Consider the following 18,135-nt stretch of genomic DNA (forward strand, 5'->3'; position numbering starts at 1 on the left):
CACACAAGGGAGCATCATGGATCTCGAGTTCACCAACAACACCGACCTCGGACGCTACGAGGCGCACGGTGACGGCAAGCTCGCGGCGCTCGTCGCCTACTCGGTCGAGGGCGATGAGTTCACCATTCTCCACACCGTCGTGCAATCGTGGGCCGAAGGGCAGGGCGTCGGGTCGGCGCTCGTTCGGCACGTGCTCGACGACGTGCGGGCGCGGGGCGGGATGCGGGTACGTCCGGTGTGCACCTTCGCGCAGGCGTTCCTCGAGCGGCACCCGGAGTACGACGACCTCATCGTCGACGCGGCGTGAGCAGCCAGTCCAATCGCGCTTCGAGGTAGCGCTTCGCGCCGGTCCGGATGATCGGGCCGTGCGCCATCACGAGTCGGTCGAAGTCCCAGGACAGGACCCGTTCGGCCCAGCGTCGCGCAGCGTCACGGCGAGTGATCGCCCGGACATCGCGCGGGACGCCGCCAGGGGCGGCGACGCCGCCGAACCGGATCAGTCGGTTCAACGCGGGCCGAGCGGGATGATGCTCGTGGCATTGGACGATGTCCTCGACGAGGAGCGTTCTGCTCGGGCGGTGGAAGAAGGTCGTCTCCTCGAATCCGATGCCGGGATACACGGCGTGGGGGAGTTCCTCGCGCCAGGGCGTCGCCGTGCGGTTCCGCAGGACCGCGGCGGGAAGATCGCGGCCGCCGAGCGTCGCGGGGCCCTTCGCGCATGTCCAGAGCCGCGCCTCGGGGAAAAGCTCGTGCCAGTGCTCGAGACGCCAGATATGGCGTGGAGTCGCGGCGACGAGGTGGCCGACCGGGCCGAGTCGTCGGAGCCGTTCGAGACCGTCGAAGCTCGACGCGATGGGCGATGAGACCCACAGGCCCCCATCCGCGAGACGCACCACGGTCATCCGGGTCGGATACGGAACGATGACGAGATCGAGCGCAGTGGGTCCGTCGGCGACCCAGATGTCCGGACCGAGCGCTTCGAACTCCATGGGTTCACCGTAGCGAGACGGCCTGCGACACGGCGGTGAACCGCATCCCGTTCACGCCGAAGGGGCGCCGGATCAGTGAAGATCCGACGCCCCTTCGTGGGTGCGGTGACCGCTAGGCCTGGCGGCGGCGGACCAGCGTGAGCATGCCCGCGCCGGCGAGCACGAGCGCGGCCGAGATCGCGGCGAGCGCCGGGAAGCCCTCGTCACCGGTGGTCGCGAGGCCCGAGCCCGGCTTGTCCGTGTCGATCGGCTTGACCGGGGTCGGCTTCGCCGAGTCGGACGGCTTCGGGGCGTCGGTGTCCGTCGTGGTCGGGACGACCGTCGGGGTGGCCGTGTCGGTCGGGGTCACCGTCGGGGTGTCCGTCGGCGCAGCCGTGTCGGTCGGGGTGTCCGTCGGCGCAGCCGTGTCGGTCGGGGTGTCCGTCGGCGACGGGGTCGGGCACTCGGCGATCTCATCCTCGGTCATGGGACGAACCGACTCGGTGACCTCCGTGGTCGTCTCCTTGTCGAACTTCAGCGTCGAGGGGTTCCACACGTAGGTGGTCGTGGCGGTCTCGGTCTTCACCGTGACGGTCTTGTCCTCGCAGTTCGGAACCTCGTCGACGATCTTCGACTCGGTCGTGGGCTCCGGCTGCTCGCAGCCGGCCACGTCGCCGTTGAGGCGGTGGTTGAGCGCGAGGGTCTGCTCCGAACCGTCGAGCACGGCGGCCGCGTTGAACGAGAGCGACGAGTTCGCCGGCATGCGCTCGATCGTGACGACGATCTGCGTGTCGCTCACCTTCTCGATCGTCACGCCCTCGACCTTCGCGGTGTAGCCGTTCTTCTGGAGCTGGCCGGCGCCGGGGGTGTCCGCCGTCGTCGAGACGTTGCCGAAGGTCATGCCCTGGACGGCGTCGATCGTGTACGTGACGTTCGTGAGCTCCTGCGTCGTCGCGGCGTAGAGGCGGAGGCTGCGCTCAGCGCCGCTCTTCCAGCCGTCGGCGCCGATGTTCGCGCCCCAGCCGTCGGCGTTGACCTCGCCGAGCGTGTCGTCGCCGTCGACGCCGGTGACCTTGTCGCGCACCGTGATGTCGCGGTCGTAGATGCTCCAGAGCGTCTGGCCGAGGAACTCGGCCGTGCAGGCCTCGAGGTCCGCCGTCGGCGTCGGCTTGGCCGGGGCGTCCGTGATCGGGCACTTGCCACCGTTCGTGCCGGGGGCGTAGGTGCCGGTGAGGTCGGCCGAGGCGACGAAGCGGTCGGCCGGCGTGAAGTTGCTGCCGCCGAGCTCGACCATGAACTGGTAGACGGTGCCGGTGCCGGCGACGAGGTCGCCGAGGTCGACGGTCCAGGTGCCGTTCCCGTTGTCGACGGCGGTGGCCTGCGACGCCCACGTGTACTTCGCGTAGTTGCCGCCCCACTTCACCATGTTCGCGTTCGTCGAGGTCGAGTCGAAGGTGACCTTGAGGTCCTTCACCTCGGTGGGGAGCGTGAAGGTGACCTTCGCGTCGAGGATCGTGGAGTCGGTGGCGGTCGGGATGCGCCACACCTGCGTCAGCGTGTCACCGCTGCCGTAGTAGAAGTGGTTCATCTCGAACAGGCCGGGGTCACCGAGGACGGGGTTGACCTCCTTGATGTACCCGCCGTTGACGAACGAGTCCGTCGGGGTGCCGTCGACGCTCGTCATGAGCCCCGGGTACTCCGCGTCATCGTTCTTGAGGTCCTCGTCCATGACCGCGGTCGTGTTCCAGGCGACATTGCAGCCCTCGGTCGAGACACCGGACTGGGTGCCCTTGTTCGTGGCCATGGCCATCGCGGCGCCGAAGAAGACGGCGCCGATGAGTCCGAGAACGGCGGCGATGGCCACAAGGGGCCGAAGTGCGAGCGTTGCCCTGAAGGTCGTCATAATGCTCCCCCAACGTGCGACGCTGTGTGGTCCCGCTGTTCGGGTCCGTCGCATACAACGCCGACATTGGCGAGCCTATCAGTTCGCTGAGAATGTGCAATGCACTCCAGGCTCACTGGAAACTCTGAGTATCAGGCCTATCAAGGGGAGACGAGCATGGCCCACCGACCGTCCGATCGCATGACGCCGTCACCGCGCTGGGGATTCGACCAGATCCCGGATCTCAGCGGGCAGCGCTGGCTCATCACCGGGGCGACTCGTGGGCTCGGGCTCGAAACCGCGCGGATCGCGGCCGAGCACGGCGCCGAGCTCGTCCTCGCGGTCCGCGACACCACCCGCGGTGCCGAGGTCGCGCAGCGCCTCGCGACCGCATCCGGGGAAGCGTCGCCCGCGCAGATCCAGATCATCGAACTCGATCTCGCGCAGCTCTCGAGCGTTCGCGGCGCCGCCGAACAGGTCCCACCGATCGACGTGCTCATCAACAACGCCGGGGTCACGACGACCACTCGCACGACGACGGCGGAGGGGTTCGAACTCCACCTCGGCGTGAACGCGCTCGCTCCGTTCCTGTTCACGAATCTCGTGCTCGATCGCATCCGCCGCCGCGTCGTCATCCTCGGATCGCTGGCGCACTTCACGGCGCGCCTCGATTTCGATGATCCGCATTTCCAGCACCGCCGCTGGAGCACGGCCGCCGCCTACGGTCAATCGAAGCTCGCGGACCTCCTCTGGGCGCGGGCGCTGCAGGACCGGCTCACCGCGCATGGCAGTCCGGTCGACGTGCAGCTCGCCCATCCGGGCTGGGCGGGCACGGAGCTCGCGAACGCCGCCCGGACCCGCTTCGGCCGGGCCGCGGTCGACCGGATCGCCGCGGCGATGGCGAACCCCGTCCCGCAGGCGGCCCTCAGCATCCTCTATGCCGCGACGCAACCACTGGCCCCGTGCAGCTACGTCGGACCCGACGGCGTTCGCGGCCTGCGCGGATATCCGGTGCTGTGCGCGCGCTCGGCGCAGGCCTCCGACCCGGCCCTTGCCCGCAAGTGGTGGGCGTTCGCCGAGGCATCCGTGTCCGGCCGTTGACACGGTCCGCGCGGCGGCGCGATGCTCCGGTGCTGGGATGCGCCGCCGTCGACGGGCCGCAGTGCAGGGCTAGGCTCGCGACATGCGCATCCTCGTCACCGCATTCGAGCCGTTCGACGGTGAGGCGACGAACCCGTCCCTCGATGCCGTCCGGCTCCTGCCGCCGCACCTCGACGGGATGCAGGTCGACGCGCTCGAGGTGCCGACCGCCTTCGGGCGCTCCGTCGACGTCGTCATCGCGGCGATCGGGCGTCTCGAGCCGGATGCGGTCCTGTGCGTCGGGCAGGCCGGGGGCCGCGGCGCGGTCACTCCCGAGCGCGTCGCGATCAACCTCGACGATGCCCGCATCCCGGACAACGCGGGCGGCCAACCGATCGACCGCATGATCGACCCCGATGGCCCGCCGGCGATCTTCTCGACGCTTCCCGTGAAGGCGATGGTGCAGGCGATCCGCGACATCGGAATTCCGGCCGAACTGTCGAACACCGCCGGCACGTACGTGTGCAATCACCTCATGTACGGCGTCCTGCGTCACGCGCAGCGCGAGCGGCCGAGGATGCGGTCCGGCTTCGTCCATGTGCCGTACTCGCCCGAGCAGGCGGCCGCGCATCCTGGTGCGCCGTCGCTGCCGATCGAGGACACGGCCCGGGCCCTCATCGCGGCGCTGCGCGCCATCGGCGCGCACGACGCCGACCTCGCGGTGCCGCTCGGCGCCACCCACTGACGTTCGCGATCGCTTCGCGTGCCCATGGCACTCCAAGGTCGCGTTCGTACCCTCCACGCGACGGATGCGGGACGCGCGCGGGAAAGGGGAATGGAATCGTGGCGGACAACACGAATCGGACGGGGATGAACGCCGCGCTCGTCGCGGTCGGTACGGCGACGGTGGCCGCGATCATCGTGGGCCTCGGTGCGTGGCTCGTGTCGGAGTTCATTATGGGGACGCCTCGCTCGGAGGCGATCACGACCGGCGCGATCGTCGCGGGGATCGTGCTGTTCATCGGGGCCGTGTTCGGCGTGTTCCGTTCGGCGCGCAACGGCTGAGTGCCGCGGCAGAGCGCGGCATCGCCATCGCCCTCGGCAGGTGCGCCCGCAGAACGCCGATGCCGTCGTCGCTCGGAACTGACGGGCTTCTGCGCAACTGACCGCCTCGCGACGACGTCACTTGCGCAGAATCCCGTCAGTTGCTGCGTTCGTGACCGACGTCTGCATGGACCTCCCGAGACCGGATGCGTTCAACGCCGCAGCGATATCCGGGGGAAGTGTCCTCTTCCTCGTCGGGATCATCGGCGCGCTGCGCGTCGTGTCGCGGAAGTGACCGGCGACAGCCTCCGGGAATCCCATCGCCGGAGGCCGCGCGCGCCGATCAGGAGATCGTGAAGCCGCGCTTCGGGGTCTGCCCCTCGATCGGAGCGCCCGTCTCGTCGACGCGCCAGGTGATCTCGAGTTCGAGTTCGCGCTCGAAGCCGCCCTGGACGGCCGAGTCGGCGACCTCGAGCTCGACGAGGCAGCCGTCGGGCAGGTCGAACACGACCTGTTCGGTGCCGGTGCTCAGCGTGAGGCTGCCCTCGCTCGCGCGGTCGGCGAGGGTCTGGAAGAGATCGGCGAGCTCGTCGCGGCTGAGGTCGGTCTTGCTCTTGAACACGGGGCCGGCGCCATCGGACATGGGTTCCTCCTCGATGCGATGCGGGGACCGCGGCTGCGGTCGGCTGCCCTGATCGTCCCAGATCACCCGGGGAGTCCGCCCAATCGGGGCCGGAACGGCGCTCGGCCCGCGCCGATCTCGAGATGGCGCGGGCCGACGGAACTGCGGCGCAGGACGGTGCGTGAGGACCTAGGCGTCCTCGTCCGGCACGTCGAACGACCACATGATCCCGAACTTGTCGAAGACCTGGCCGTAGTGGCCGCCCCATGGGGCTGGCTCGAACGGCATCTGCACCGTGCCGCCCGCATCCACGAGCTTCTGGATGCGGTCCTTCGCCTCGTCGACGGTCTCGAAGGTGTAGAGCATCGAGTAGATGGTGTCGCGCACGGCGTAGTCCTCGCCCGGCACCGCGTCGGCGCCGCAGATGCGGCCGCCGGGGAGGTCGAGCTGGATGTGCGCGGCGCTGTTCGGGTCGGGCTCGAAGGGCATGCCCTCCATCGGCGGGAAGTCGCCGTACTTCATGACCTGGAGGTCGCCGCCGAAGACGTCGTGGTAGTGGGCGAAGGCCTCCTCGGCGTTGCCGAGGAAGGCGATGTAGGTCGCGAGCGTGGGCATGGACGGACTCCTTCTGACCGGGCGAGGGAACTGGTGGTGGATCCACCAGCGACGCTAGAACGAATCGCCGCGGCTGCGCTGTGCGTCGGCAGTGAGTTTCGCGGCGCCGAGCTCAGTCGCCGACCGCCGTGCGCACGAGGGTTCGCATTCGCTTCACGACGTCGTCGGTGAGTTTCGGGATGGCGAAGTGGGTCGGCCACATCTCGCCGTCGTCGAGTCGGGCATCCTGGTTGAAGCCGAGCGTCGAATACCGAGTGTCGAACTTGCTCGTCACCTGGAGGAACAGGACGACGTCGCCGTCGAGTTCGTATGCCGGCATGCCGTACCAGGTGCGGCCATCGAGGTGCGGGGCGACTTCGGTGACGACCTGGTGGAGGGCGACGGCGATCGCCCGGTCGCCGGCGGGCAGCTCCTCGATCGTCTCGAGGAGGGCCTCGAGGTTCTTCGCCTTCGTCTTCCCGCCCTTCTCGGCGCGGAGTTCTTCCGCGCGCTCCTGCATCGCCTCGCGCTCGGCCTTCGTGAACCCGGCCATGATCAGGCCTCCTTCGCCTGGATGCGGATGAGATTGCCCGCGGGGTCGCGGACGGCGGCGTCGCGCAGGCCGTACGGCTGGTCCTTCGGTTCCTGCACGATCTCGACGCCGGCGCCCTCGAGCCGCGCGAAGAGGCCGTCGAGGTCGTCGCTGGCGAGATTGAGCGCGGCGTAGCTGCCCTTCGCCATGAGGTCGGCGATCGTCGCCTGCTCGGCCTCGGTGAGGCCGGGATCGCAGGTCGGTGGCTGCAGGACGACGTTCGTGTCGGGTTGACCGGGTGCACCGAGGGTGATCCAGCGCATCGTGCCGGAGCCGACGTCGAGGCGCACCTCGAATTCGAGCAGATTGCGGTAGAACGCGAGCGAGGCGTCGGGGTCGAGGTGGGGGAGGAAGCTGGAATGGATGGTGATCGTCATGGACGCCAGACTACGAAGCCGACCACGGGGGAGCTTCTCGATTCCTGATCGGTCGGTCGATGCGGCGAAGGATGCAGGCGGGCACACCGAGTGCGTCGTCGGCGTTCGCCGCCTCCCGGTACGCCGACGGCGGCATCCCGACGAGTTCGGCGAAGCGGGTGCTGAACGTTCCGAGCGACGAGAACCCGACGGTCATGCAGATCTCCGTGACCGAGAGGTCGGAGTGGCGCAGCAGCGCCATCGCCCGCTCGATCCGGCGGGTCATGAGGTACGAGTAGACCGACTCGCCGTAGACCGCCTTGAACCGGCGCGAGAGATGCCCCGCCGACATGTGGACGCCACGGGCGAGTTCGGGCACGTCGAGCGGTCGATCGAACTCGCGGTCGATGCGGTCGCGCACGCGCCGCAGCAGCACGAGGTCCGGATGCGGGAGCATGGGCCCAGCCTCCCACGTGGGGCCGTTCACGGCGCGCGCTCGACCGGAAGCAAGACCCCCGCCAGGCGCTAACGGCCGGCGCGGCGCTGCGCGACGAGGTCGGCGACCGCGACGGCGGCAGCGAGGATGAGCACGATGATGATCGCGGCGAATCCGACGGCGAGGGCCGGTCCCCAGCCGTTCGTCGCCGCGAGCGAGAACGCGATCCCCGTGATGACCGCGATGCCGATCGACGTGCCGATGCGCTGACCGGTCTGGATGATGCCGCCGGCGCTTCCCGCATAGGCGAGCGGCACGTCGGCGAGGGTGAGCGTCTGGTTCGGCGAGACGACGAGGCCCTGGCCGATTCCGAGCAGCCCGAGGGTGAGCAGGAGCCACCACTCGCTGAGGCCGGTCGAATCGTGCGCGAGGACGATGGCGGCGCTCGCGGCGAGGCCGAGGACACCGATGCCGAGACCCCAGAGCACCATGACCCGGCCCACCCGGACGACGTAGCGACCCGCGATCGGCGCGGTGATCGCCCCGGCGATCGCCGAAGGCAGTCCGATGAGCCCGGCGGCGAGCGCCGGATGCCCGAGCCCGATCTGCATGTACTGCGCCACGAGCAGCCAGACGCTCGTGTAGCCGAAGAAGTAGAGCGCGATGAGCAGCGATCCGTTCGCGAACGACCGCGTGCGGAAGAGCTCCATATCGACCATCGGGGTGCCGCCGCGGGAACGATAGCGCAGCTCCCACCACACCCAGACGGCGACGAGGACGATCCCGACCGCGAGCACGATCCAGACCCAGGCGCCGAGCGCCCATTCCATGAACGGGAGCATGACGGCGAGCGTCGCCGCCGCGAGGAGCAGCATCCCGATCGGGTCGAAATCGGCGCGGCCCCGGTGACGTCCGCCCTCCCGTCGGTCCGCATCCGCTGCCGCAGCGGTCACCACGGGCAGGCTCCCGGTCGTCGAACTCGGGTCGTCCGGCGCGACCGGCTCCCAGGCCGTGGTCGGCAGGAAGCGCCGCGCGGCGACGATCGCGATGGCGGCGATCGGCACGTTGACGAGGAACGAACTGCGCCAGCCCCATTCCGGGCCGAACATCGCGACGAGTGCGCCGCCGAGGACCGGACCGACGGCGACCGAGACTCCGACGACCCCGCCGAAGAGCCCGAAGGCGCGTCCGCGCAGTTCGCCCTGGAAGTACTGCTGGATGATGCCGGAGACCTGCGGGCTGAGGACCCCCGAACCGAGGCCCATGAGGACGCGGGCGAGGTTGAGCACGAGCATGTCGGGCGAGAGCCCGGACAGCAGGGCGCCGGTGCCGAAGAGTGCGAGCCCGGCGACGAAGAGCCGTCCGCGACCCCAGACATCGCCCGCGCGGCCGGCCGCGACGAGCACGACGCCGAAGACGAGCGCATAGCCGGTGACGACCCACTGGAGGTCGGAGGTGTCCGCGTGCAACGAATCGCGGATCGACGGCAGCGTGACGTTGACGATCGAGACCGCGAGCAGCGACATGAATGCCGGGATGAGCACCGTCGGCAGCACACGGCGCTGCTGCGCGGAGAACGGGGCGATCGGCATACGCGAACGCTACTCCCAGCGCACCTCGGAGGCCGCCTTGTCCGGGCGCCACCCGCGCCACACCGGATGCCGGAACCGCCCCTCGCCCGTCACCTCCGTGTACTGCACCTCGCCGACGAGATCGGCGCGGACCCACGTCGCATCGCGTCGATCCGCCGCGGGAACGTCGTCGAGCGGCGGGGTCTTCCGGGCCCGCTGCCCGAATTTCGTCGCCATCGCGTCGAGATCGCGCTCCGCGAAGCCGCTGCCGACGCGGCCGGCGTAGCGGAGCGTGCCGTCCGCATCCGGGACGGCGACGAGGAGCGAGCCGACGCGGCCGGATCGACCGCCCTGGCCGGCGCGCCAGCCGACGACGACGACCTCCTGGTGCTTCGAATGCTTCACCTTCACCCAGGAGCGCCCACGCTTGCCCGGCTGGTAGACGCTCGACTCCCGCTTCGCGACGACCCCCTCGAGCCGCAGCCGCCGGCTCAGCGCCATCGCGTGGTCGAGGTCGTCGTGGTCGGCGTGGGGGAGGAGGATGGGATCGTCCTCGCGGAGCGTCTCGAACAGGGCGTCGCGGCGTTCGCGGTAGGTGCGTCGCAGGAGGTGCTCGCCGCCGCGGCGGAGCAGATCGAACACCATGAGCTTCACCGGCGTCGAGGCCATCGCCGCCTCGACCTGGGCGCGCTTGGTGAGCCCGATCCGCTGCTGGAGGAGTCCGAAATCCGGTCGCCCCTCGGCGAGGGCGACGATCTCGCCATCGACGATCGTGACGCCCGCGTCGCGGACGGCCGGGTCGACGACGTCGGCGAGCGCTGCGAGTTCGGGGTAGGTCGCGGTCATATCGCGGCCGGTGCGGCTGCGCAGGACGACGTCGCCCTCGGGGGTGATCGCGGCCACGGCGCGGACGCCGTCCCATTTCATCTCGAACGCCCATTCCTCGTCGCCGGTGATATCGGCGGCGGTGCCGAGCGTCGCGAGCATCGGAGCGATCGACGTCTCCTCGTCGTTGGCCCGCGTCGGGTCCCGTGGCCGCGTGCGGGATGCGGCGGGCTCGTCGGCACCTTCGGCCTTCGTCCGCGTCCGGGATGCGGAGGACGTCGGCCCCGGCGCGTCCGCATCCGGCTGCTCCTTCATGAGGTGGAGGAGCCAGTTCCGGTCGTCCTTCGCGCCGCCGCCGCGGCCCATCCCGTGCGTGCGGATGAGGGCGTAGCGGCGGGGTACGCCGCCAAGACCGCCGTCGGGGCGGCCGTGGAGGACCGCGATGACCTCCTTGCCCTCGCGCCACTTCTCGATCTCGATCGTCCCCGCATCCCAGATCGACACCGTGCCGGCGCCATATTCGCCTTTCGGGATCGTCCCCTCGAAGCCGCCGTAGTCGAGCGGATGGTCCTCGGTCTGCACCGCGAGCCGGTTCTCGTCGCTCTCGAGCGGCGGCCCCTTCGGCACCGCCCACGACACGAGCACTCCCGCGTGCTCGAGCCGGAAGTCCCAGTGGAGCCGGCTCGCGTGGTGCTCCTGGATGACGAACGAGGGCGCGTTCGCGCCGTCGGCGATCGGCGCATCGTGGCTGCCGCGCAGCGGTTCGGCGGGCACCGGCTCCGGCGTCTTCGACGCGTCGCGCATGCTCCGATACGTCTCGAGGAGGTCCCGGCCCGCCGTCGCCGCCGCGCCCGACTCCGCATCCACCGGTGCGCCCGCGCCGACCCAGCCGAGCCCGGCGATGGGGTCGAGCACCGCCTCGACCCGCTCGAGCACCGCCTCGACGTCGAGGTGCGCGAGGTCGGGGTCCTCGAGTTCCTCCCAGGTGCGGGGCGCGGCGACCATCGGATGCGTCCGGCCGCGCAGCGAGTACGGGCAGATCGTCGTCTTGCTCCCGTTGTTCTGGCTCCAGTCGACGAACACCTTCCCCTCGCGCACCGACTTCTTCATGCTGCTCACGATCTCGTCGGGGTGGTCGGTCTCGAGCGCCCGTGCGAGCTCGTGCGCGACGGCGCTCGCCTCATCCGAGGTGTGACGGCCGTCGAGGGGAGCGTAGAGATGGATGCCCTTCGACCCGCTCGTGACCGGGACCGCATCCATGCCCATGTCGAGGAGGACCTCGCGGCACCGGCGAGCGACCTCCGCGACCTGGGGGAGCGCGACGCCCGGGCCCGGGTCGAGGTCGAACACGAGTCGGTCGGGGTTCGCCGGTGCGAGCGCCGCGTCGAACCGCCACTGCGGCGTGTGGATCTCGAGCGCCGCGACCTGGCCGAGCCAGGCGAGGACGGCCGGGTCGTTGACGAGCGGGTACGTGTTCGTGTGCTCGCGGTGCTCGATCGTCGCGCGCGGCACCCAGTCGGGCGCCGAGTCCTCGAGATCCTTCCGGAAGAAGAACGTGCCCGCCGCATCCTCCGTGCCGACCCCGTCCGGCCACCGCTTGCGGGTCGCGGGGCGCCACGCGGCCTGCGGGATGAGGACGTGGGCGACCCGCGCGTAGTAGTCGAGGACGTCGGCCTTCGTCGTCCCCGTCGCCGGATACAGCACCTTGTCGAGGTTCGAGACGCGCAGCGTGCGCCCGGCGACGGTGACGGTCTGCTCGCGAGTCATGCGCCGATGCTCCCGTGCGTGCCTGCACGGGGCCCGGGAGTCGGCTTGCAGGGGGATCACGGGCACGGATGCGACCCTGCGGTATGCGCGCGATCTGGACCGGCTCCGTCTCCTTCGGCCTCGTCAACGTCCCCGTGAAGCTCTACGGGGCGACCGAGAGCCACGACCTCGAGTTCCATCAGGTGCACGCCGACGACGGCGGGCGCATCAAGTACCAGCGCACCTGCGAGGTGTGCGGGAAGACGGTTCCGTACCAGGACATCGACCGCGCCTACGACGACGGCGAGCGCACCGTCATCCTCGAGCAGGAGGACTTCGACGAGCTGCCCGCGGCGATGAAGGACGAGATCGAGGTCGTCCAGTTCGTGCCGAGCGGGCAGGTCGACCCGGTCATGCTCGAGAAGCCCTACTTCCTCGAGCCGACGGGGAAGTCGCCGAAATCGTATCTGCTGCTGCGCGAGACGCTCGAGCAGACCGATCTCACGGCGGTCGTGCGCTTCTCGCTCCGGCAGAAGACGCGTCTCGGGGTGCTGCGGGTGCGCGACAAGGTCCTCGTGCTGCAGGGCCTGCTGTGGGCCGACGAAGTGCGCGACGTCGACTTCCCGGCGGTGAAGAGCCGGGCGAAGGTGACCGCGCAGGAACTCAAGATGGCGGCCGCGCTCGTCGAGCAGTACGCCGACGATTTCGACCCCTCGCAGTTCACCGACGACTACCAGGAGGAGCTGCGCAAGCTCGTCGACGCGAAACTCGAGCACGGCGATGCGGTCGACACGGCCGAGACCTTCGGGGATGCGGCGGTGGCCGAGAAGGGCGATGAGGGCGAGGGCGCCGAGGTGATCGACCTCATGGAGGTGCTCAAGCGCAGCCTCGCGCGCAAACGGGGCACGAAGGATGGGGACTCGGCGGGTGAGGCGGCGGAGGATGCGGCCGAGACCTCGACGGGCGAGGATGCGGGCGGGTCCGCGTCGAAGTCGCGCGCGAAGTCGTCGTCGACGTCTCGCACGAAGTCCGCGTCGGCATCCTCGAAGACCGACGCGACATCGGGCTCGACGAAGTCGGCGAAGTCGACCGCGAAGTCGTCGGCGAAGTCCTCGTCGGCGAAGTCATCGACGTCGAAGTCCTCGGCGTCGAAGGCGTCGACGGCGAAGTCATCGACCGCGAAGCGCGGGACCTCGAGGAGCACGGAGTCGAAGCGTCGAGCCTGACGTGACGCGGGCGGCGCATGCCGCCCGCACTGACGAGTCACCGTGAGTACGCCGCGAGTGCACCGCGAGTACACCGCAGCCCGGGCCGCCGGGGCGCTCCAGGCCCTGAACCGCGCCGTCATCTCGTCGAGCAGAATGGAGTCGGGCCGCACGATCGACCCGATTCCGAGACGAAGGACCGCGCATGACCGCCGTCATCGAAGCCCGAGCGCTGGAGAAGCGCTACGGCACCCACCTCGCCATCGACGGCATCGACCTGCGCGTCGACCGGGGCAGCGTCGTCGGCCTCGTCGGCCCGAACGGCGCCGGGAAGACGACGATGCTCCGCATGCTCGTCGACATCATCCGCCCCACGGCGGGCGAACTCACCGTGCTCGGGCGCGAGCCGCGCCGCTCGAACGCGGCCCAGCGCTGCCGCATCGGCTACCTTCCGGGCGAATGGCGACTCGCCGAGCGGATGCGGGGGCGGACCCTCCTGCACCATCTCGCGCAGCTCAGCGGGCCCGTCGAGCCGGGAACGGTCGAGGGCTACGCCGAACGGCTCGGCCTCGACCTCGACCGGCCGGCCCGCGCACTGTCGAAGGGGAACCGGCAGAAGCTCGGCCTCATCCAGGCGTTCATGCACCGGCCGGAGCTCCTCATCCTCGACGAACCGACGAGCGGACTCGACCCCCTCATGCAGCGCGAGTTCCTCACGATGGTCGCCGAGGCCCGCGACGCCGGCCAGACGGTGCTCCTCAGCTCCCATATCCTCAGCGAACTGCAGCATGTCGCCGACGAGATGGTCGTGCTCTCGGCCGGCCGCATCGTCGCCCGCGGCGACGTCGCCTCGCTGCGGCTCGCGAGCGTCGCGCAGCTGCGCGCGATCCTCGACGGCGCGAGCGCCGAGGCGATCCGGGCCCGCCTCGCCTGGCTGCCGATGCTCCACGACCTCAGCGCCGAACCGACCGCATCCGGTCACGTGAGCCTCGACGCCACCGTGCGCGGCGAGATCGACCCGGTGATCAAGGCGCTCGCGGAGTTCACCATCCGCGACCTGTCGATCGAGGAACCGGATCTCGAGACCTCGGTGCTCGACCTCTACTCGCGAACGGAGAGCGGGAAATGAGCACCGCGAACATGAGCACAGCGAACATGAGCACTCCGACGCACGCCGTCCCGCACCGGACCTCCGCGCTGCCGATCCTGCGGCGCACCCTCCTCGACGGATGGCGCGGGCTCGTCGGCTGGGCACTCGGCATCATCGCGGTGCTCGCGCTCTATCTGCCGCTCTATCCGACCCTCCAGGGCCCGGAGATCACCGAGCTCATCGATCAGCTCCCGGCAGAGCTCGTGCAGACCCTCGGCTATGACGATATGGCGAGCGGCGCCGGGTACGCGCAGGCCTCGTTCTTCGGGCTGCTCGGCTTCGTCCTCATCACGATCGCGAGCATCGGCTGGGGCGCCGCCGCCATCGCCGGTCAGGAGGAGACCGGCCGGCTCGAACTCACCCTCGCCCACGCCGTCGGTCGCGTCCAGGTCGCGCTCGAGAGCGCCGCGGCGCTGATCGTGAAGCTGCTCCTCCTCGGCGGGGTCGTGTTCGGGCTGCTCACGGTGATGAGTCCGGCGTTCGAACTCGACCTCGAACCGGCGAACATCCTCGCGACGACGCTCGCGTGGGTCGGGCTCGGGGCCCTGGCGGGGACGACCGCGCTCGCGGCCGGCGCGCTGACCGGGCGCCGTGTGTGGGCGCTCGGTGCCGGGGCCGCCGTCGCCGTGCTCGGGCACGCGTTCGACGCCGTCGGCAAGATGAACGACGGCCTCGAATGGCTGCGGAACCTCTCGCCGTTCGCGTGGGCGTACGGCTCCGAGCCGCTCGCGAACGGCGTCGATTGGGGTGGACTGGGGCTGTTGTGGGGCGTCTCGGCGCTCCTCGTCGCGGTCGCGGCCTGGGCGCTCTCGCGCCGCGACGTGCTCGGATAGCAGCCCGTTCGCTCCGTCTTGACGGCGCCGCTCACGCTCACGACGCCCGCGGCCGGTACCCTGCCGGACGAACCGCGCCGAGGAGGGGAAATGCCGGCAGGGATGCGTTCGTCACCACCGGTCCGCATCGTGCCCGAACCGCACGACACCACGCAGAAGCGGCTGTGGCGCCACGATCCGTCCGCGCTCGACCCCGCGTTCCCCTTCGTCCGTGTGCGGGCGGGGATGCGGTGGGGGCGGATGATCCTTCCGGTCCTGTTCGGCGTTCCCGCGCTCGTGCTCGGCGTCGGATTCGTCATCAGCATCATCGGTGGGGGCAGCCGCGAGGACGTGGGCGCCCTGCCGATCGGGATCACCATGGCCATCTTCGGCCTCCTCATCGCGCTCGGCGGGATCAGCGCGGCACGGAACTGGCAGTGGCGCGATCGGCACACCGGGCTGCCCGTCGAGCGGATCGCCCTGCGCGAGGCGGGCGACGTGCCGCGGGCGATCGGGCTCATGCAGGAGATCCACCGGCAGTCGACGCTCGGACCGTCCGCCTGGCGACCGCTCACGGACGGGCGACGCTGGCGCGCGTGGCGGCGTGCGGCGGCGGACGAGGCGGGCACCATCACGATCACGATCTACGGCGCGCCGGGCGCCTCGCCGCACACCCCGCCCGCCTATGTGACGGCGCGGGTACGGCCGGTGCTGGAGTCGGTGGGGACGCGCAAGGCGTACCTCCTGCCGGCGCAATGGGTCCACCCGTCCTGGGCCGCGGTGGCGATCGCGGCGGCGATGGGTTCCGGCGCCGCCGGCACCGATGGCGGCGGCGGGTCGACGACCGCGCAGGACGACTGGAAGTGCGACGACGGCTCCGCGGACGGCGGCGAGTGCAGCGATTCCAGCGATGGCGGGGACAGTGGCGGCGATGGCGGCGGCGGCGACGGCGGCGGTGGTGACTGAGCCGGAAACGTTGCCCACCCGGCAGCCCGCTCCCGGGTTAGACTCGACATCATGGTGGCGAACACCACGAAGGGACACACGATGCCGATCTCACCGAGCCGTCGGCGGACTGCGGCGGGCGGGCGTCGGCGTGCGGCCGCGTACGCGCTCGTGCCCGGGATGCTCCTGCTCAGTGCGTGCAGCGGCGGCTATCCCGCCGATGTCGACGGCACGCTCGAGCGTGTCCGCGAGGACGGTCTCGTCGTCGGCGTCACCGAGGATCTTCCGCACATCGACATCCGGGATGAGGATCGCATCGAGGGGCTCGAGGCCGAGATCCTCACCGGCTACGCCGAATCCCTCGGCGTCGACGTGCGGTTCGAGCACGGTTCGGAGACCGACATGGTCGCGCTGCTCGAGCGGGGCGAGGTCGACATCGTCGCCGGCGGCTTCCCCGACGACACGCCGTGGTCGGCCGAGGCCGCGCTGACCCGTCCGTACGGCACCGCGCTCGATGCCGAGGGGAAGGAGGAGCGCCTCGTGTTCCTCGTGAAGTCCGGCGAGAACGCGCTGCTCGTCTCGCTCGAGACCTACCTCCACGACTCGGGACGCGAGTCATGAGCGACGATCGGTCGACGCGACGCAGCGATGGGACGCGGTTCGGCGGCACCTCGCTGCCGCCGGAGCAGCAGGATGCCCTGCGGCGGGCGATCCGGCTCGAATGGATCACGCTCGCCGCGATGTCGTTCTCCGTCGTCCTCGTCTTCCTCGTCTCGGGCTCGTCGCAGGCGATGAAGGCCGCCTGGATCGAGGACACCCTGTCGCTGCTGCCGCCGATCGCCTTCCTCGTCGCCGTCCGCGTCATCCGCCGAGCGCCCTCGGAGGAGCACCCCTACGGGTACCACCGGGCGATCGGCATCGCGCACCTCGTCGCCGCCGTCGCGCTGTTCACGCTCGGCAGCTACGTCCTCATCGATTCGACGCTCGGTCTCATCGCCGGTGATCGTCCCCCGATGGGGACGGTCGTGCTGTTCGGCTGGCAGCTGTGGTCGGGCTGGCTCATGTGCGCGGCGATGCTCGTGGTCGCGATCGGCCCGATGATCCTCGGCCGACTCAAGCAGAAGCCGGCGCAGGTGCTCCACGACAAGGTCGTCTACGCCGACGCCGACATGTCGAAGGCCGATTGGCAGACCGCGCTCGCGACGATCGTCGGCGTCCTCGGCGTGGGTGCGGGGCTGTGGTGGGCGGATGCGGCCGCAGCGATCTTCGTCGCGGCGAGCATCCTCAAGGACGGCGTCTCGCTCCTCATGGATGCGGTCCGCTCGCTCGCCGACGCCCGCCCGACGACCTACGACGGGGAGGACGACGACCCGATCGTCGAGGAGGTCTGCGATGCGCTCCGGGAACTGCCCTGGGTGGTCGCGGCGGGCGCCCGCATCCGCGACGAGGGCCACGTGCTGCACGCGGAGTGCTTCGTCGTGCCGCGCGCCGGCGAGTCGATCACGCTCGACCGTCTCGATCACGCGCGCGATCTCGTCCGCGACCTCGACTGGCGGCTCGCCGACACCGTCGTCGTGCCGGTCCGCGAGCTCGCTCCCGAGCAGGTGCCCGGCGCGCCGGACTGACGCGAGCCGGGGCCGGGTGCCCGGCGGTCCGCACTGTGCCCGGGCGCACCGCACCGGTTCACACCGCATCCTCGGCCGGGCTGCCTACGGTGGCCGGGCCAGCGCATCCAGCGACCACGCACAGCGAACAGGAGCACGACCATGACCGATCTCACCGGCACCACCGTCGCCGTCATCGCCACCGACGGCTTCGAGGACTCGGAACTCTCCTCGCCGCTCGAGGCCGTCCGCAACGCCGGCGCGACCGTCGAGGTGCTCGCCCCGGCGGCCGGCACGATCACCGGGAAGAACGGCACCGAGGTGCCCGTCGACCGCACGACCGCCGATGCCGCGCAGGCCGAGTTCGACGCGATCATCCTCCCCGGCGGCACGGGCAACGCCGACAAGCTCCGCATGAATGCGGACGCGGTCGGCATCGTGCGTCGTCACGTCGAGGCCGACCGTCCCCTCGGGGCGATCTGCCACGCGGCCTGGACGCTCGTCGAGGCCGACGCGGTCCGCGGCCGGACCCTCACCTCGTACCCCTCGCTCCAGACCGATCTCCGCAACGCCGGAGCGACCTGGGTCGATGAGGAGGTCGTCGTCGACGGGAACCTCGTGAGCTCGCGCACGCCCGACGACCTGCCGGCCTTCGACGCGAAGATCGTCGAGGTCTTCGGACGCGGCGCCGCCGGCTGAGCCA

General features: G+C 70.5%; 20 protein-coding genes. 11 read left to right on the plus strand and 9 right to left on the minus strand.

Annotated features, from left to right (window positions below):
- The first annotated feature begins 16 nt into the window (after positions 1-16).
- A complete protein-coding gene (locus EJL01_RS10740) occupies positions 17-307 on the plus strand; it encodes a GNAT family N-acetyltransferase (protein WP_125107646.1) in 291 nt (96 codons plus the stop codon).
- On the opposite strand, the gene EJL01_RS10745 is transcribed toward EJL01_RS10740, so the two are convergent.
- Positions 288-989 carry a DUF4336 domain-containing protein gene (locus tag EJL01_RS10745; protein WP_125107647.1) on the minus strand — a complete coding sequence of 234 codons (702 nt, stop codon included), beginning with the start codon at positions 987-989 and terminating at the stop codon, positions 288-290. The two genes, EJL01_RS10740 and EJL01_RS10745, sit on opposite strands and share 20 nt — an antisense overlap.
- Positions 990-1,101: 112 nt before the next feature.
- The gene (locus EJL01_RS13015) at positions 1,102-2,871 is read right to left on the minus strand and encodes a hypothetical protein (protein ID WP_164509803.1); all 1,770 of its coding nucleotides are present in this window, start codon (positions 2,869-2,871) and stop codon (positions 1,102-1,104) included.
- Positions 2,872-3,027: 156 nt separating this feature from the next.
- Between EJL01_RS13015 and EJL01_RS10755 the strand changes: the two genes are divergently transcribed.
- The 3 genes from EJL01_RS10755 (at position 3,028) to EJL01_RS10765 (ending at position 4,995) form a co-directional block, all read left to right on the plus strand.
- The gene (locus EJL01_RS10755) at positions 3,028-3,951 is read left to right on the plus strand and encodes an SDR family NAD(P)-dependent oxidoreductase (protein WP_241209206.1); all 924 of its coding nucleotides are present in this window, start codon (positions 3,028-3,030) and stop codon (positions 3,949-3,951) included.
- A gap of 82 nt (positions 3,952-4,033) precedes the next feature.
- Positions 4,034-4,675 (plus strand): pyroglutamyl-peptidase I, encoded by a 642-nt coding sequence (gene pcp, locus EJL01_RS10760; RefSeq protein ID WP_125107648.1) that lies wholly within the window; start codon positions 4,034-4,036, stop codon positions 4,673-4,675.
- Positions 4,676-4,773: 98 nt separating this feature from the next.
- A complete protein-coding gene (locus EJL01_RS10765; RefSeq protein WP_125107649.1) occupies positions 4,774-4,995 on the plus strand; it encodes a hypothetical protein in 222 nt (73 codons plus the stop codon).
- A gap of 322 nt (positions 4,996-5,317) precedes the next feature.
- On the opposite strand, the gene EJL01_RS10770 is transcribed toward EJL01_RS10765, so the two are convergent.
- From EJL01_RS10770 to EJL01_RS10800, 7 genes are all read right to left on the minus strand, one after another.
- A complete protein-coding gene (locus tag EJL01_RS10770; RefSeq protein ID WP_125107650.1) occupies positions 5,318-5,617 on the minus strand; it encodes an amphi-Trp domain-containing protein in 300 nt (99 codons plus the stop codon).
- A 168-nt stretch (positions 5,618-5,785) separates the two neighbouring features.
- Entirely contained in the window at positions 5,786-6,211 is a 426-nt protein-coding gene (locus tag EJL01_RS10775; protein WP_125107651.1) for a VOC family protein, read from the minus strand.
- Between the two features lie 112 nt (positions 6,212-6,323).
- The gene (locus tag EJL01_RS10780) at positions 6,324-6,743 is read right to left on the minus strand and encodes an iron chaperone (protein ID WP_125107652.1); all 420 of its coding nucleotides are present in this window, start codon (positions 6,741-6,743) and stop codon (positions 6,324-6,326) included.
- 2 nt (positions 6,744-6,745) lie between these two features.
- On the minus strand, positions 6,746-7,159 hold the full coding sequence (locus tag EJL01_RS10785; RefSeq protein ID WP_125107653.1) for a VOC family protein: 414 nt from the start codon (positions 7,157-7,159) through the stop codon (positions 6,746-6,748).
- A 10-nt stretch (positions 7,160-7,169) separates the two neighbouring features.
- Positions 7,170-7,595, minus strand: coding sequence for a helix-turn-helix transcriptional regulator (locus EJL01_RS10790; RefSeq protein ID WP_125107654.1), 426 nt, complete (start codon positions 7,593-7,595; stop codon positions 7,170-7,172).
- 68 nt (positions 7,596-7,663) lie between these two features.
- Positions 7,664-9,166 (minus strand): MFS transporter, encoded by a 1,503-nt coding sequence (locus tag EJL01_RS10795; protein WP_125107655.1) that lies wholly within the window; start codon positions 9,164-9,166, stop codon positions 7,664-7,666.
- A gap of 9 nt (positions 9,167-9,175) precedes the next feature.
- Entirely contained in the window at positions 9,176-11,737 is a 2,562-nt protein-coding gene (locus tag EJL01_RS10800; protein WP_125107656.1) for an ATP-dependent DNA ligase, read from the minus strand.
- Positions 11,738-11,820: 83 nt separating this feature from the next.
- On the opposite strand from EJL01_RS10800, the gene EJL01_RS10805 reads away from it, so the two are divergent.
- The 7 genes from EJL01_RS10805 to EJL01_RS10835 all read left to right on the plus strand — a co-directional run bounded on the left by EJL01_RS10805 (position 11,821) and on the right by EJL01_RS10835 (position 18,131).
- Positions 11,821-12,942, plus strand: coding sequence for a non-homologous end joining protein Ku (locus EJL01_RS10805; RefSeq protein WP_125107657.1), 1,122 nt, complete (start codon positions 11,821-11,823; stop codon positions 12,940-12,942).
- Between the two features lie 184 nt (positions 12,943-13,126).
- Positions 13,127-14,050 (plus strand): ABC transporter ATP-binding protein, encoded by a 924-nt coding sequence (locus tag EJL01_RS10810; RefSeq protein ID WP_125107658.1) that lies wholly within the window; start codon positions 13,127-13,129, stop codon positions 14,048-14,050.
- Positions 14,051-14,061: 11 nt separating this feature from the next.
- Positions 14,062-14,904, plus strand: coding sequence for an ABC transporter permease subunit (locus EJL01_RS10815; protein ID WP_241209207.1), 843 nt, complete (start codon positions 14,062-14,064; stop codon positions 14,902-14,904).
- A 90-nt stretch (positions 14,905-14,994) separates the two neighbouring features.
- Positions 14,995-15,849 carry a hypothetical protein gene (locus EJL01_RS10820; protein ID WP_125107659.1) on the plus strand — a complete coding sequence of 285 codons (855 nt, stop codon included), beginning with the start codon at positions 14,995-14,997 and terminating at the stop codon, positions 15,847-15,849.
- Positions 15,850-15,900: 51 nt separating this feature from the next.
- A complete protein-coding gene (locus EJL01_RS10825; protein ID WP_125107660.1) occupies positions 15,901-16,449 on the plus strand; it encodes a transporter substrate-binding domain-containing protein in 549 nt (182 codons plus the stop codon).
- On the plus strand, positions 16,446-17,453 hold the full coding sequence (locus EJL01_RS10830; protein WP_125107661.1) for a cation efflux transmembrane domain-containing protein: 1,008 nt from the start codon (positions 16,446-16,448) through the stop codon (positions 17,451-17,453). The genes EJL01_RS10825 and EJL01_RS10830 overlap by 4 nt, the downstream gene beginning before the upstream one ends.
- Before the next feature lie 141 nt (positions 17,454-17,594).
- Positions 17,595-18,131: a type 1 glutamine amidotransferase domain-containing protein gene (locus tag EJL01_RS10835; protein ID WP_125107662.1), complete on the plus strand. Its 537-nt coding sequence runs from the start codon at positions 17,595-17,597 to the stop codon at positions 18,129-18,131.
- The last annotated feature ends 4 nt before the right edge of the window (positions 18,132-18,135 follow it).

The organism is Gulosibacter massiliensis (assembly GCF_900626105.1).
GTDB classification, from domain to species: Bacteria; Actinomycetota; Actinomycetes; order Actinomycetales; family Microbacteriaceae; genus Gulosibacter; species Gulosibacter sediminis.